This window comes from Tsuneonella flava (genome assembly GCF_002870965.1).
GTDB lineage: Bacteria > Pseudomonadota > Alphaproteobacteria > Sphingomonadales > Sphingomonadaceae > Tsuneonella > Tsuneonella flava.
Genome location: NZ_PHSO01000013.1, coordinates 1 through 14,596, shown reverse-complemented (window position 1 = coordinate 14,596; position 14,596 = coordinate 1). Strand labels below are relative to the sequence as shown.

General features: G+C 58.7%; 14 protein-coding genes and 1 pseudogene. 1 reads left to right on the top strand and 14 read right to left on the bottom strand.

Translation table 11 applies throughout. From position 1 onward, the window contains the following. Positions 1-34 precede the first annotated feature (34 nt). The 13 genes from CV013_RS15315 to CV013_RS15250 all read right to left on the bottom strand — a co-directional run bounded on the left by CV013_RS15315 (position 35) and on the right by CV013_RS15250 (position 12,105). On the bottom strand, positions 35-994 hold the full coding sequence (locus tag CV013_RS15315; protein WP_123640005.1) for a hypothetical protein: 960 nt from the start codon (positions 992-994) through the stop codon (positions 35-37). Beyond that, positions 945-1,217, bottom strand: a complete 273-nt coding sequence (locus tag CV013_RS15310; protein ID WP_123640004.1) for a hypothetical protein — start codon at positions 1,215-1,217, stop codon at positions 945-947. The genes CV013_RS15315 and CV013_RS15310 overlap by 50 nt, the downstream gene beginning before the upstream one ends. Positions 1,218-1,369: 152 nt before the next feature. After that, positions 1,370-2,038: a hypothetical protein gene (locus tag CV013_RS15305; protein ID WP_102156573.1), complete on the bottom strand. Its 669-nt coding sequence runs from the start codon at positions 2,036-2,038 to the stop codon at positions 1,370-1,372. Further along, the gene (locus tag CV013_RS15300) at positions 2,035-2,856 is read right to left on the bottom strand and encodes a hypothetical protein (RefSeq protein WP_102156572.1); all 822 of its coding nucleotides are present in this window, start codon (positions 2,854-2,856) and stop codon (positions 2,035-2,037) included. The genes CV013_RS15305 and CV013_RS15300 overlap by 4 nt, the downstream gene beginning before the upstream one ends. Further along, positions 2,853-3,578 (bottom strand): hypothetical protein, encoded by a 726-nt coding sequence (locus CV013_RS15295; protein WP_123640002.1) that lies wholly within the window; start codon positions 3,576-3,578, stop codon positions 2,853-2,855. The genes CV013_RS15300 and CV013_RS15295 overlap by 4 nt, the downstream gene beginning before the upstream one ends. Positions 3,579-3,581: 3 nt before the next feature. Further along, positions 3,582-5,357, bottom strand: coding sequence for a hypothetical protein (locus CV013_RS15290; protein ID WP_123640001.1), 1,776 nt, complete (start codon positions 5,355-5,357; stop codon positions 3,582-3,584). Next, complete coding sequence (locus CV013_RS15285; RefSeq protein ID WP_102156569.1) at positions 5,347-6,105, bottom strand: hypothetical protein; 759 nt, start codon at positions 6,103-6,105, stop codon at positions 5,347-5,349. Before CV013_RS15285 ends, CV013_RS15290 begins: the two co-directional genes overlap by 11 nt. Positions 6,106-6,122: 17 nt before the next feature. Then, on the bottom strand, positions 6,123-8,084 hold the full coding sequence (locus CV013_RS15280; RefSeq protein WP_123640000.1) for a hypothetical protein: 1,962 nt from the start codon (positions 8,082-8,084) through the stop codon (positions 6,123-6,125). A 44-nt stretch (positions 8,085-8,128) separates the two neighbouring features. Beyond that, positions 8,129-8,542, bottom strand: a complete 414-nt coding sequence (locus CV013_RS15275) for a hypothetical protein (protein ID WP_102156567.1) — start codon at positions 8,540-8,542, stop codon at positions 8,129-8,131. 11 nt (positions 8,543-8,553) lie between these two features. Then, on the bottom strand, positions 8,554-8,967 hold the full coding sequence (locus tag CV013_RS15270) for a hypothetical protein (RefSeq protein ID WP_102156566.1): 414 nt from the start codon (positions 8,965-8,967) through the stop codon (positions 8,554-8,556). A gap of 430 nt (positions 8,968-9,397) precedes the next feature. Then, a complete protein-coding gene (locus tag CV013_RS15260; protein WP_102156564.1) occupies positions 9,398-9,793 on the bottom strand; it encodes a hypothetical protein in 396 nt (131 codons plus the stop codon). A 15-nt stretch (positions 9,794-9,808) separates the two neighbouring features. Next, positions 9,809-10,090: a hypothetical protein gene (locus CV013_RS15255; RefSeq protein WP_123639999.1), complete on the bottom strand. Its 282-nt coding sequence runs from the start codon at positions 10,088-10,090 to the stop codon at positions 9,809-9,811. 176 nt (positions 10,091-10,266) lie between these two features. After that, positions 10,267-12,105: a tetratricopeptide repeat protein gene (locus CV013_RS15250; RefSeq protein WP_102156562.1), complete on the bottom strand. Its 1,839-nt coding sequence runs from the start codon at positions 12,103-12,105 to the stop codon at positions 10,267-10,269. A 570-nt stretch (positions 12,106-12,675) separates the two neighbouring features. Here CV013_RS15250 and CV013_RS15240 point away from each other — a divergent pair. Continuing rightward, positions 12,676-14,184, top strand: coding sequence for a S41 family peptidase (locus tag CV013_RS15240; RefSeq protein ID WP_102156560.1), 1,509 nt, complete (start codon positions 12,676-12,678; stop codon positions 14,182-14,184). Between the two features lie 141 nt (positions 14,185-14,325). Here CV013_RS15240 and CV013_RS15235 read toward each other — a convergent pair. Next, a pseudogene (locus tag CV013_RS15235) lies at positions 14,326-14,596 on the bottom strand (IS701 family transposase); the annotation flags it as partial.

Sequence of the window (14,596 nt, the reverse complement as noted above, 5' to 3'; positions counted from 1 at the left end):
GCCCTACCGCAAACAGATCGATATGCAATTGCGGTCAGATGAAAGATGACCCATAGCCCATTTCCCGCACGGAATAGTCATTGAAGAGTGCCAAGAGATAGCGATCATGTGCACCAACCGGCTCGCCGCTCATGAATTCCTGGGTGGTCAGCCAGCGATGTTCAATATGATCGGCAGGAGTGTAGGGGTTGTCCGCCCGTACCCAGACAAAATATGCCCGACACCGCAATTCGACCCAATCCTGCCAGCGATGGATGCTTCTTTCTCCTAGTTGGGTCGCGCGCACCACCGCCAACTCTTCAAACCGGTTCGATTCATTCAGCCAGACCTTGGGGTAACGCATCGTCCAGCGATCCTCCAGCGCCTGTGCGTTGCGAGATAATGGCTCGGTCAGGCTGAAACCCGGGAGCCGCCATTCATTGGCTAAGGACAAACCGCGCGGATCGGTCGCGAAACCACTGGATGGCGAAGCGGAGCGTTCGACAAGGATATGCGATTCTTCATCAACTATAAGATATGTCCGGTAGCAAGCCTTCGTCGAAATATTTCGAGGCACGCGAGGCAGTGGCGCTGGCTTCTTCTTTTGAAAACGCCAACCGAGAAATGTCTCGATGTCGGAGATGGCGTCACCGGCACGTCGGCAAACTAGCGGCTCTTCGTCGGAGAGTGAGGTCTCGAGAATTTGTTTGATGCGGCTCTGCTTGTCCAGCTTGCCGAGAACACGGGCGAGGTGGCCGAAGGCCGTGAGCGCATTTCCCCGCACCCAGGCATCCTTATGAAAGGCAAGGTCGAGGCAGATGCGCTCGACATCCACACCCTCCGGTGGGTCCATCGAAAGCGCGATCGGCAGTACCCGCAAGTCGTCGATCGGACCGAGGGCGAGAATGTCGTCGATGACATCGGACGTGAGTTCTCGTTCGATCATGTCGTCCGAATACTGGTAATCATGCAGCCTCGTCGCCCAGCGGCGCAAAATAGAAACTTCCAATTGCATCGAGCAGTTTTTCGATCTCTCCAATCACAGCCCCAAGATCGCTGCCCTTGAAAGAATGAAGCTTCTGCCCACAATGGTAACCCTTCAACACACATCGCAGATAGCCGCCATCAAGGTTTTCGGCAGGCGCCCAGCTCAGATTGAGCAGCCCATCGCGCCGCCTGAGCATGAGCATGAGCATGAGCATGAGCAGCGAGTCACTGCACAAAACGGACCAGGCCATGGGGTGAGTCAGAGGCATATCGTAAAACTGGTTATAGTCGACCAGTCATCCTTAGGGGATGCAAAGCGCATGGAGCGGGTAATCGCGTACTTCCAAGCAATCCGTCATCCCGGAGAACTCTGAATCTTCGCGTTCCGCTTTGGGTGCATCATTCATCCCTCGTTATCCCTGAAATGTGCATCCAAGCGAGCAATCAAGTCATCTTCGTTTTCCCGCCCCAAATGGGTCCAGTCGCACTGGCGCAGCACATATGGGCAGAAGTTCGTCTCTATCGGACTGGTGCGTTCTCTCACTTCCGGGGGCAGATTCTGCCAATAGCGCTCGACCATCGGCGCGATTTTCATGAGCCCGCTCTCGATCCATACATCAGAGATTTGGCAACTTGCAGCGAAAATTGGGTCTTCGGATCGCAGCTTGAGCATCACCTTGTAGAGCTGCATCAGCATGTAAACTTCTTCGTTCGAATAATCGGCATAGCGGACGCTTGGCAGGTAGTAGACGGGCAGGTCCGCAAGCAATCGCTCCAGTTCGATCACAACGGCTGCGGGATCGCGGGATTCGAAGCACTGCAATTCACGACCGGGCCGATCGCCATGCATCACACGCAGCAGAAAACGAGCCGCTTCTGCAGGGCGTCCCGTCGACGATCCACGTAACCATTCAAGATCGATCAGCAGATCCCATTCGGCGTGGTAGGCGAGTAACAAGCAACCGTCATAGTCCCAGTAGGAGTGCTCGATCGGGGCATCGACAAAATTGTTGTGCCGCAGCGTCCAGCCGGACGGGATACGCAACGGGTGTAACAAGAACGGTTCACTCATAACCCGCTGTCCATTGGTTCGCCGGTCAACCCGTTACTCATTGCGCCACCGCAATTGTCGCTTGCATCCCCGGAGCATGTGCTGCCGCTGTCGCAGATTGCCATCACCCGGGTCTGCAGCCGCCAGGACAGAGTCTCGTTTTCCGGAATGTCTGGTCGGTCGAAAATGACCTGCATTATGCCCGGACGCGCGCCATCCTCCCAGTTCTCTCGCAATTGCCGGACGGCGTCGGCCAAATCCTGCGGCCTCGACAAGTCGGAGGCGGGATCGTCTGTCTCGGCATATCTCAGGTCGAGCAACATTGCCTCGACCCGCTCGAGGCTGGACAAGAAGATCGCCACATGGTGCCCTAAGTTCTGATGGTCAGCAAACTCCTCGGAGAGAGCAACCGCAAGATATTCAGTATGATGGTCGCCACGGGGCCACCAGATCCTGCCTTCCTCCAATTGGACCGCCATTGGCCCGAGGTCGAGCGGTCGTCTCATACGGGGAAGCAGCCGGCCAAGGCGAACGATGTTCGCCTGCATTTCGTTGTGGAGAGGCGCGAAACGCACGGGCCAGTTCGCCCGCGGTTCGGACGCGGCCCTGGCTGCCGCCTGCTCCACATCGTCTAGAAAAGGGCTGAAATGGCGTTCGAGATCGTGGAAACTTTCCTCAACATAGCGCGCCGCAATACCCTCACCGGCCCAAGCTCCCCCATCGGCATAACAGACAGAAAACCCTTTGCGTTCATAAGCGAGCAGGTTGCCGTTACCACAAGCGGCAAGCATGAAAGTGGTCGATACGAGCGCCCCGGCGATCGCGGATCGGACGATCATTCCCTGGCCTCCCTGCACATCCGCACTACCTGCCATCTCAGCCGACTGGCGAGATTGGTGTGAAAGGCACCGTTCAGCACGCGCAAAGCCGGGCGCCGAAAATCAGCATCATAGGCTTCAGCGAGCGCACCAGTCGCCAGTATGTGCAGAGCGCCCATCTCGCTCTCGCTCCTGCCGCTTTCCTCTCTCGGTTCCAGCAAAGAGCGAGTCAATTCCAGGCGTGCGATAAAGCGAACATGCGCCCCTTCCGGCCCTGCCAACGGAACCGATACGATCTCACGCAAGAATGCAGCGCGCAGCACTTCCTGTCGGTCTGGTGGATCGAAATCAGGTAAAGGAATGCCGCTCGACATTTCTTCCTCAAGAAATTTCAACGGCCATGCTTCATTACCTGCATCGCGCATCGGAATGAGCTGTGCGAGGGTAAGGTAGAGTTCCACGATCCCCGTGTGCAGGCCGGAAATCGTAGCTGGCTCTGGCAGATGAGCTTCCGATTCAAAGGCTTCGGCAAGGCGAGCTGAAAAGGCAGTAAAGCGCCGGTCGAACTCACGGAACGCTTCCTCGAACGCGCGGGCAGTTTCTTCCGGGTCATCGTCGACCCAGTCGGCATGACTGGCGCAAATATCCGACGGGGACGAAGGTGTGTTTTCTCCTGCCAATGCGGTGCAATGCAGGGTTGCCAGTATCAGGCCGATCACCCGAAAGGCTTGGCGGACAACCACGCTTCAATCTGCCGGACACATGGCACGAACACGCCGGTGAAGACGTTCGGCCAGCCGTGGCGTTTCCCCGAAAATCGCCCTTTTGAGAACCGGCTTAAACCCATCGCGCCAGTCGCTTAGCAGCGCCTGTGCATTCGCGCGCAGAAGCGCAAGGGTCGCTTCACGATCACGCTCGGTCGTCTGCGTTTCGAGCTGCCGAAGTCCATAGCGAACCCTACCCAGCGAGGTCAGGAAGGCGTCGATATACGCTCCTGCATGGATGGTGGCGGCGGGATCGTCGCTCTGGATCATTTCCTCTGCCAGTGCAGCCCTTAGCCATGCAGTGTGTCCGTCACCGGGTTGCGCCTGTTCGGGTTGCTGCAATTCGAACGAGTTAGCGACGATCGCTACTGCCAGACTGTCCGCCGGAGCGGCCACCCCGGTCAGCAAGCGGGCAAGGCGCGACATCAGCGCATCGAGCCGCGCCGTCAGATTTTCAAGGCGCGTGGAATCGGTGCTTTTTACTCCGATATCACCTGCAAATGCTCCGCTTAAAACACGGAAATGTTTGTCGAATTCGAAGTAACTATCCTTCAGATACCCCTCGGCACGCCGATTATCACCTGATAACCATCCCGAATTGTCTGCACAGACATCGATAGCGGCCGTTTCGTACTGCGCGAACGCGGGAGGTGTCTCGATCGGGGCGCGTGAAGAAGACGGATCGGCCAACATGACATCCTCGAACCGGCGGGTATCGAGAAAGAAGAGCGCATATTCATCGGCCGTATCAGCGGAGGCTTCGGTCGCAGGGGTGCGGTGGCGTTCGAATGTCACCGCAACGCGATTATGGCGGATCGTCGCGTCGCCAACCAGCACGCGATCATCGGCGTTCAGATCGAGGAAGGGCAATTGCCCTGAAATATAGCGCCGCTCTGGAAACGACCACAGGCGCTGGATCCGCTCTCCCATAACCAGCAGGCCGAGGTTGTGCAGGCTGCGGTGGGCAGTCAGAAGATGGGGCGAATAGTCGGCCACAAGGATCTGGTTGCCGTCAGGGTCGTAAACCTCGGTGCAAATGCCTTTCGCACCGCAGATCGCGCCGTTGCGTTCGACGTGGAAGGCATAAAGATCATAGCCCGGCGCAATCTGAAACGGACAGCCCTCGCCTGCCTCGCCAAAAGGGTCGTGCACCAGCGGCGGGAGGATGTCCTTGCCATTCCTGTCGCGCAGCCCGCAGGCCGTATCGGTGCGCCAGACAGTCAGGTTTTCGCCCTGCCATGCCACGGTCACGTCGGGGAGCGGCGGCGGGATATGCGCGCTCTCTTCGGCTGTCGGTTCATCCGCAAGCCGTTCGGGTTCGAGCGACAGAGCAAGGAAGGCCACCTTCCCCCGTTCGACCCGGCGAGTGATACGCATAGCCTCGACCTGTGCGGCTTCGGCAAATTGCCAGCTCGCCAAAGGCCCCGCCTCGCGCGGGGTCATATCGAGACCGTGGAGACGCTTCAGCTCTGCAATAAAGCGGGCGTGCGGATCGAACGCCTTGCTGTCCAGACGCACGATATTGCTGACGATAATCGCCAGGCGGGGTTCGTCGCGCGGCCCCACTTCGCAGATGTTTCGCGGTTCGGCCACCTGCACCTGCATACATTGCGCGTGGAGATAGCCCCAGCTTTCCGGCTCGCCAGCGGGTTCCGCGCGTGCGGGCAAGCATACCGCCATCAGCATGGCCAGCACCGCGATACGCGCCAGATGCGCCAGTCGCATCAGATGCAAGCGAAGACCCGTCTCATTTCTCATAAGTGTAGGTCGTCCGGCAAACCCATGCCCGTTCACCGCCCTGCCCTGTGCTGTTGCAGGTTCGCTTGCCGCGATCGACCACTGTGCCGCCTTCCTCCTTGGTGCGGCCATCCCCTTTCAAATAGAGGTAGTTCGCTGCTACCACTTCGGACGAGCCGAAGCCTTCGGCATCAAAGGTATAGCGGCTGCTGGCGGCGGGTTCGGGCACATAGGGTTCATCGCTGTCCTGCCCGCGCGGAACGACATATTTTGCCGAAACCCACCCGGTCAGGCACGGCCCTTCATAGGGGCGCACACTGCCGACATTTTCCTCCGCCCGGCATTTGTCGTCTGTCGGCAGATAGCCATTCGCCTGATAGACAATGCCGATCCATTTACCGTCGGCATTCTGGTCGCAGATATAAACCGGGGCATCGTCCTTCAGGCTATCGATCCGTCTGGCTTTGGCATTCGGCCCTTCGCGCACCGAAAGCGTGTCGTTGGCCGAAAGGTTTGCAACCGATCCGACGCCTCGACATGCATCGGCATGCGGGCCATCGATGCCAACGCGAACCGCTTGCCGCAAGTCAATCGCCTGTGGCTTCACGTCTGCCTCTGCTGCCCTTGCTTCCCCGCCCTCGCTGGCAACGGCGGTCGGCGTGTCGCGCGCGTTGCTTTCGATCGCACCGTGCCGATTGCCCAGCAGGTACATGACGGCACCGACCAGCAGCATCACGACCACCAGCAGACTTGCAACCAGTTTGTTCATTGCCCCGTTCCCCCCAATCACCAATACCCCGTGCCCATGTACCCCGTGGGCTTGGGCGGCACGGTGACGTCACGGAACATCGAAACATAAGGCCTCGATTGCGCTTCGTAAAAAGCATCGGCCGCGCTCCGCTTGTTGCTTGAAGAGGACCGCCGCCGGACCTGACTGCGGTAACGGCGCTGCGATGCGGAAGTGGCGCGGGCCGGCGGGCGGCTTGCATTCGCTTGCGCGATGCGGCGATTGTCGGCCTCCACCCGTTGATTGCGAGCGGTCAGATCGCGGTTGAAACGCTCCGCTTCTTCGTTCCGCGCTGCCAGCGCGCTGTTCCAGCGGGCAATTTCATCGCGGATGAAAGGCGCGGCGCCACCCAGCGACCGATACGTCCCCTGCATTTTTTGCAGTTGAGCCCTGATCGCGACGGCACGCGTGGTCCATTGCTTGTCGCATTCCACCACTGCGCGAATTCGCGCCCTGATCGCATCTGTAGAGGCGCTGGCCAGCTCGCTCGCGCCGGGTGCGGGGCGGCAATCGCGAGAATAGCCATTCGCCGCGATAAACGCGCGCGCTTCGCCTTCGGCCGATGCCAGCGCGGCGGCACGTTTGGCTTTCAAATTGGCCAGTTCGCGTTCCTTTGCCGCAACGCGTCCATCCCATTCGCGCATGGTTTTGTCGATATGCCGGCGGGTCTTGCCATGTTCGGCATTCATCGCCGCCCAGGCATCGCCTATTCCCGTCAGAGGGGTACGCAGAGTGATGACATCGATCGAACCGTCTTCGACCATCATTTCGAACTGGGCCGTCAGATAGGCCGCATCCGCCCGCAGAACGGTGCGCATGTCATCCACCGAAGGCTCCATCATCGCATGGACCTGATAACTGGCATAGCTGGTGCCGAACCGTGGGGAGCCATCGTCGGGCGCGGTCTGGAACCATGCCCGGCCGTTCAGAGCGATATGCGATCCGTCGCGCAATTCGACGGCAAGTCGCGCAAAATCCGATTGAACCAATATGTCATAGACTTGCGCTTGCAGGTGCAAGCGGGGAAGTTGCCAGAATGCGCCAAGGTCGGTCACCAGCCCGGTTTTAGCGCGCATATCCTCCATATAAGCCGGGTCCAGTTCGGCCACTTCGTCCTTGGGCTTGCGCATCATGTCGATGCTGAAGGCCCATTGGCCCAGCCCCGTTGGCGGCTCGCTGCCATCGGCGCGAAATGCCCCGTTTGTCGCAGCGATATAATGTATGCCGGTGTCGGCCGCCGCCTCTATGTAACTCGTCCGGGCGTTACGCAGATGGTACAGCAGATCGTCCATAAACAGGCCCACGCGCGGGCCGTTCTCGGTTTCGAAAACGTAATTGCCATCGGGCGTGACTCTCACCGGAAAGAGTGGCGGTGTGTCTTCGCTGCCCGCCGGACCTGAAAGCCAGCGCGAAGGCGCGAAACGCACGCCTTTTGAAAACAGGTCGCCAATCTTGTTCCAGGCCAGACCGTGAGCGAATTCCATCCGATCGTCGATCAATTCGACACCCGGCAACACCCCTTCCTGCAACTGGCGGCAGAAACGGCTGGGATGTTCAAGGTTGGCACAGACGCTTTCCAGCGCGGGGCGGAAGAACTGGCCTTTGCACTTGGGAATATTGCGCGTGTACCGGGCAATATGCTGCCGCTTCTGGGCCATCTCCTGCTCAAGCTTCGCCCAGGTCTCGCTGTCGAAATCGGCCTTTCGGCGCTGAAGCGTTTCCCAATTGGCGGTCATCTTCTGCTCCGCCTCTTCATAAGCATAGGCGATAACGCATACTTCATGGTTCCAGTTGGCATCGGCCAGCGCAGGGCGCACAGCCGCCGACGCCTTCTGGTCCGCCACGGACAAGCTGCCACCCCAAGGCGAGGGAATAGCGGGAAGCGAGGCCGACGGTTGAGCCCCCGCGCCGGTGGCGTGACCAAGAGTAAGCGCGACCAGCAGCACAACACGTAAAAGCAACTTTGATAGCATGAGCTCCACCTCCTGATTGGCAATCGGTCCTGTTATGGGAAAACAGCCGAGCTGATCGAACGGCAATAGCGACGCATCCCGCTCGTGTTCAGCTTGGCGGTGTCTTCCATGTGCCCCCGATCGATCAGTTCCTGGATATAGTCCGCGTTTTTGCCGATCAGGCTGGCCAGCCTAGCAACCTCGACGTTATAGCGCCTTGCTAGCCCGCTTTCGTCGGCAACGATCATGATCGCCTGATAATCGCAGATGATCCGCGCAGCGGCGTTGTCGCCACAGCTCCGTGACAGTTCCTGCTTGCGTACGCAGTCGTTGAACCACTTCACGTCATATTTGTAGATGTCGTCGAGATAGCCGTCGATCTCACGTGCCGTTTCCGCCTGCGCGGGCACGGGAAGCAATGCGACAGAGGCCATCGCAGCAAGGCATTTCTTTGCAAAGGGTGTCATCACGGTTTCCTCTATGGATAGCCCGATCCGTAATAGGTCGGATGGGGAATGCAGGGGCGTCCGTCCCGCGTTGCATCATAAGTGTAGATGCCCGTCAGCGACGGCGGGCGACCGTCCGAATACCAGGTAGCCTTGTAACCCCGCCCGCCATTGGCCCAGTGCGGGCAGCGATAGGCGCTGGAATAGCGGCTGCCGTAGTGCCTGCTCCGATAACGGGGGCGATATCCATCGTCGTCCTCCAGCCGCCGGATCGCCGCCCGCTTCGCTTCCAGGCACACGCTGTCAAATCCGATGGAGCGGCCATCCTTATAGACGCGGCACTGCTCATAATCGCCAGCGGAGAGCGATTGCGCGATGGCGGGTGCATCATGAAAAGCTACAACCGACATCCCGATCAGCATCCAGGCCGCAACCTCACGTTTCATAACAACCTCCCTTTGGCGCAGGATAATTGCGATGCGGCCTGGTTATCTTGGGGTGCCGCTGCCTTTCGGGCGATCGGGCCTGTCAGGCGTGCGATTGTAAGAAGTTACTGTGCAAACGTATTTGTATTTTGAGTTCTTGCTGAACGCGGCATGCCCGCAGTTGCACGAACTATACGCCTGATTGTGCCGTGGGTTGCTTGCATAACTGAGAGCTACGCGCTTGGCGGTATCGCAGGCGGCGCTCTGCGTTTCGCCATAACCGCGGCCTTTGGTTTGATAGACAACGCCCTCTTTCGCAAGCGCCGCTCCTGAAAGCAGCACCGCACCCAGCGTGGCGGCTCCCCATATTTCATTCCTCATCGTTCATTCCCCTCTTTCTTCCAGAATTTGTGTCGCCCAGGGACCACGGGCCGCACAGCGATGACCAATCCTATCGGCCACTCTGCCGCCACTTGGTAATGACGTGCTCGTATATCCTTGTGGTTGTTTGATATTGATAGATTTTCTCGGCCTGAGCCTTGTCATCCAGCGCACTGCAGCGCTTTTCCCGCATTTTGTCGGCGGCCGGATAATTCGCCTCGACATAGTGCAGAAAACGGTCGGTCATCGCCTCACGGGCGGCGAGGTCCATGCCTTTCGCCGCCGGGAACAGGGCGGAGTGGTAAAACACCATTTTTCCGCCCCCGTTTTTCCCGCCCTTCGAGTAATAATTGGCGACGTGACAATGATAGTAGCTGACACCGCTCTGCGCGGCTGTGGCGCTGGCAGTACCGGCCAGCATGGCCAGCGCGGTTCCCATTGTCAGAATTCTGGCATTCGATTTCATCGCAAAATCCTTTCGCTACCTGGAACTCATCCGCACCAGAACTTCATATGTCAGGCGACAGCGGTATCCCGCCGAAGGTCCGTTGCCTTTCGACGCGATGGCACGGCAGGTGCATTCGCGGATATTCAGCCCGAGATATTTGCGCGCCTCTGCCGCGACCTGCGTGCGTGCGGCGGCACAGCCGCTGGCTTCACTGCGCCCCGTGACTTCGACATTTCGTGGCGCCCAACGCGCCTCTTGCGCGGAAGCGACGCCGCCCGGCAGCAGCAGGGTCGCTGCTGCCGTGAGTATCAGCAATGTTCGCTTGCAACAGGCCATCGCCCGCACACATCCATTCGCGGTTGTCGATGGCGGGAAAGCTTTCCCAAATCGGGCTGGATGTCTTTCCTTTACCTCTGAAAAGAGGTTGAAACTTCATTCCCGAGATTCTGAAAATCTTGAATTATTTTATCTAACAGCAGCTTACATAAAAGTCAGCGCTTGCCACTCAGCTCTGCAGTCGCCAGCATTTTCGCTTCCGCCAGCGCCGGATAGGTTGCCGGAAGGTTTTCGATCGCGCTCAAAGCGGAGAGACATGCCTTTCCGGCTTGCTGCGCCCCGGATTCGTCCCGACGCACTTGCGCGATCCGCGCTGCCAGACAATGCAAGCGCGCGCGCCAGGGATGGTCAGGCCTGAATCCACTGTGATCCATCGCCTCAAAGGCGCGGCGCCGTTCATCCTCGGCCTCGTCGGCCTTGCCCAGCGCAGCCAACGCGCGTGACCAGCGCATATGGAAATGTGCCGCCTTCCCCTCGCGCCCATAGAGCACCCGCGCACCTGTCTGCCGCGCCTCACGCAGCAAGGCGTCGGCGCCCCCGGCCTCTCCCATATGCGCCTCCGCCAGCGCCAGTTCGCTCATCACATAGAGAGTCCAGAAGTGATCGGACCCAAGCGCATCGCGATAACGCGCCAGTAACGGACGAAGAATTGATCGCGCACTTGCCCAATCGCGCCGCCACAACGCGCCGACCGCGCGGCTGTAGCTGGGCGAGAGCGCTTCCGGATGATCGGGGCCAAGAGTCGCGTCAAACGCCTGCTGCGCCGCCGCAAGATGCCGTTCAGCCTTGGAATAATCGCCCGTCGTCACCAGAAAATCGCCGTAATCGGCATGGGCCCAGGCAGTGAGCGGGTGCGATGCGCCAAATGTATCCTGGCGGAGCTTCAGGTGCCGCCGAAACGCGTCGTCGGCCAGATCGAAGCTCGCGAGCTTACGTTGCGAGAGCGCATAAAACCATTCGGCATCGGCGCGCTCGTTGGGCGACAGCGCTGCGGAATTCTCCAGCACACGGGCCAGCGTGGCGGCGGCATAGCTATATTCGCCAATCTCGAACCGCAGCTTGGCACGCGCCGTCTGTGCCGCACTCAGGAGGGGCGAATCGATCGCTTGCGCCACCTGCTCTGCACGCAGGCAGATGCGCTCTGCCCGCCGCGTCTCACCGGCCAGACGCAGGTTTTGACACAGCCCGATGTCTATCGGAATATTCTGACGCGCACGGCCGCCATACAGCCGCGCATTCAACACCTGAGCGCGGTCGAAATGGCTGACTGCCTTTTCATATTCGCCCCAACCTGAAAAAGTTTGCGCGATTGTACGATGCAGCAGCGCACGCGCGGCGGGATCTTCAGGCAGCCTGCTATCCATCGTCGCAGCGGTTCGTTCGACAACCTGGCGTAGCGACTGATCCTGATAACTGGGCGCATACGGATCGCCCGCGGCAAGAACATCGGATGACAGGAACGTCAGCAATACTTCGACGTCGCGTTCCTGGTCGGCCACTTGTGCCCGCATCGACATGGCCCACCAGGCGGCCAGCCCACCCAGGATCAGTATCGTCCCGACAACAACGATGCCGCATGTGGCCATTGCTCTGAGGGAGTTACCGAACAGGCGGACACGCAAGCGCGCGAAAATCCCCACCTCACCGGAACCACTTGGCGATATGGCATGGATGCGCTGTACCGGCCCGCTCAGGCGATAGCCGCTGCCATAAACCGCCTCTATTCGCGCGCCGTCCTCACCCATTGCATGGCGCAACCGGCTGATTGCCTTGGCGAGCGAGTTTTCATGTACGATGCGGCCCGGCCAGCCGGTTTCAAGCAATTCATCCTTGCCGATCGGTTGGTCTGCGCGGCGTAGCAACGCGGTGAGCAGCGCGATGCAACTGCGGTCGATCTCGACCGTCTGTCCGTCAACAACCAGCATTCCGCCAGCTTCGTCGAACAGGATACGGCCAAAGCGCCACCGACTGGATTCGCAGCCCTCGTTCCTCATGAGCTTTTCATAGCTCCAAATTGACAGTGCGCAATCAAGCGCATTTATGGCGAACAGTCATCTGTTCGCAAGCGGTGTCGCTGCCTTCAGGGCAGGTCGCGACGAGGCATTCCGTCGCATCGAGTTTTAACTTGGGCATAGTGTGGTTTCCTGTTTTGAATGGGTTTGGGGCGCGCCGCAGGTGCGGGGCGGCTGGTGGGCAGCCCGGCGTCGGCTCTCCTGCTTTGGCGCAATCCAAACGTTGCAAAGGGCCACGGGGGCCGATGTTGCAGCAGCAGGCGCGTGGTGGGGGGAGGGGCAGCAGCAGCGCCAACTCAGCCAAACTCGGTTTTACCGACAGGTCCGCTCGAGAGTGTGGAACGCTGCCACCCCTCCCCCCCTCAGGAGCCTTAGGTTGCGAACCCATAGAAGTTGCACGAGCACGGACTGCGCTATAGCCATGAGGTCATGAGCAAGCCTAGCGGCGTCATCGATCATGAAGAAGACTTGGCCAAGCTGAGCCTGGCTGATTTGGATGCACTGATCGAACGTCACCGACTTTCTCCGAAATCGTCCGTTTTGTGAGATTTTATGGCAAGAAATCATATATTTCTCGTGGCGATAATTTTTATTATCCTCAGCTGCAGTAAATCGCCGCATGACGAGAAAAATGAGGTTCTGGAATCGTTCTTTGTCTTGATGCATAATGAATATTATGATGCAGAGTTCACCGGCATTGCATTTGAGGAATTCAAAAAGCGGGTGAGAATCGCAGCCGCAGAGGCCCATGATAGTTCGGAGCTTTACAGCGTTGCATTCCGCCCTGCTTTACTCAAATTGGAAGTGTCCCACGCTAATGCTTGGTCACCGGAAGAGTTTTCCGGCAGAGTTGGAACAGTAGCGAGTCCGGTCGTCGAGGCCGACTTGTTCGCTTGCTTTGGGCTGGTCGTTCAGAATGTCCGCCCCGGAATTATGCCACGTGTGGTCGCCGATCTGCGCCCAGAAGCAGGGATTGATATCTCCGGGCCGACGGTCGGATGGCACCTTATTAGCTGGGAGCCTGCGATTGACCACCGTCTCCGAACAACTTGGACCGACCCGATGGGAAACAAGCGCAAAGTGACCCTTGAACTCGCTAAATTCACTTCAAAGGGCCCCGACATTGCGCAGTCGCTGCCCGTAGACAAACGTCCGGTGACCGTACTGCATCGAATGGATGCTTCTGCGCGACAAATACTGCAGGATTTGCAGGAGCGCCGGGCTGATCCTACGACACCTGTCTATTACGCTCCTCTTGGTCTTGTCCTTAGTGCTGGAAGAAGTGGAAACTTGCCTCGCATCATTGACGTTCAGCATGGCCGACCCGGAGAAGCTCATGGTTTGAGCGTCGGTGATCTAGTGGTGGGTGTAAGTGCGAAAAAGCTACGCAATACGACAAGGCTCGAACTGAAAACCATGCGTGATGGCAAGGTGCGTAGCGTAAACCTGCAGCGCCAATGTGATAGACAGTCGTTTGTGCGGCCACCGCTCATTACGAAGAGTGGAGATATCGCCTTTGTAAGGTTCGACGAATTTACACCGCAAGCTGCAGCGTCATTACGTGAGCAGGCGGAAGGCATCACCGCTCGCCATATCGTCTTCGATCTTCGCCGAAATCTCGGTGGGAGCACGGCAGTCTTGAGCGAGATTGCTGCAATGTTCTTTGGCCCGAACCAACTTATTGGCTACGTAAATCGGAGGCGTGTGAAGGGCGAAATAAGGGCTGAGGGCGATCATGTCACCTCATCGCCGTTTCGCGCCGCAACCCTGACCAGTCCAATAACTGCAAGCTCTGCAGAGGCGTTTGCCTACTTCGCCAGAGCGAAAACAGATGGAACGATCGCTGGCATGCGTTCGTCAGGTAGCGTGTTGGTGTCAAAGATGTTCAGGCTCCCCGATGGGGGAGTGGTGCAGATCCCGACGAGAGAGCTTACCATGTTTGATGGGCAAATACTTGAAGGACGAGGAGTCTTGCCAGACGCTGATGTTCCGCAAGGGTGTAACGCGATTTCACTCGAATCGTGCAAGGCTCTATTCGAAGGCACTGCCTCTCGACAATAGATGTCTCGAAGCGAGTTCGTTACGGTTTTGAGCGATCGGACGTGTGTAATCTAGCACTACTTTGGCATATTTTGGCGAGGAGGGTCGCTGGGCCTGCATCCGCAGTGCAGGCATGGTTTGTCCGGCGGCCTGGTGAGACGGTCAATGATGGCTTGCCTGATTGCAGGCAAGCTCGGCTTCGGTGGCGGGCCCGAAATTCTTTTCCCCCCCTTTGGCCTGCTTGAGGCGAAGTGACTGGAGGAAGGCGAGAGCGATCATGGACATCAGCGTGTGTCGGTGCAGCCCTTTCCATGACCGCCCCTCGAAGTGGTCCAGGCCGAGCTCTTCCTTGAGTTGCTGATGAGCCTGCACACAGACCCAGCGGGCTTTGATGGCGCCGGCCAGTTGCTTGGGGTAGCACAAATTGCGTTTC

What these genes read in the sequence shown, in the direction of transcription:
- CV013_RS15315 (WP_123640005.1), bottom strand. Translation starts at nt 994, where the DNA reads ATGCAATTGGAAGTTTCTATTTTGCGCCGCTGGGCGACGAGGCTGCAT.
- CV013_RS15310 (WP_123640004.1), bottom strand. Translation starts at nt 1,217, where the DNA reads ATGGCCTGGTCCGTTTTGTGCAGTGACTCGCTGCTCATGCTCATGCTC.
- CV013_RS15305 (WP_102156573.1), bottom strand. Translation starts at nt 2,038, where the DNA reads ATGAGTGAACCGTTCTTGTTACACCCGTTGCGTATCCCGTCCGGCTGG.
- CV013_RS15300 (WP_102156572.1), bottom strand. Translation starts at nt 2,856, where the DNA reads ATGATCGTCCGATCCGCGATCGCCGGGGCGCTCGTATCGACCACTTTC.
- CV013_RS15290 (WP_123640001.1), bottom strand. Translation starts at nt 5,357, where the DNA reads ATGAGAAATGAGACGGGTCTTCGCTTGCATCTGATGCGACTGGCGCAT.
- CV013_RS15285 (WP_102156569.1), bottom strand. Translation starts at nt 6,105, where the DNA reads ATGAACAAACTGGTTGCAAGTCTGCTGGTGGTCGTGATGCTGCTGGTC.
- CV013_RS15275 (WP_102156567.1), bottom strand. Translation starts at nt 8,542, where the DNA reads ATGACACCCTTTGCAAAGAAATGCCTTGCTGCGATGGCCTCTGTCGCA.
- CV013_RS15270 (WP_102156566.1), bottom strand. Translation starts at nt 8,967, where the DNA reads ATGAAACGTGAGGTTGCGGCCTGGATGCTGATCGGGATGTCGGTTGTA.
- CV013_RS15260 (WP_102156564.1), bottom strand. Translation starts at nt 9,793, where the DNA reads ATGAAATCGAATGCCAGAATTCTGACAATGGGAACCGCGCTGGCCATG.
- CV013_RS15250 (WP_102156562.1), bottom strand. Translation starts at nt 12,105, where the DNA reads ATGAGGAACGAGGGCTGCGAATCCAGTCGGTGGCGCTTTGGCCGTATC.
- CV013_RS15240 (WP_102156560.1), top strand. Translation starts at nt 12,676, where the DNA reads ATGGCAAGAAATCATATATTTCTCGTGGCGATAATTTTTATTATCCTC.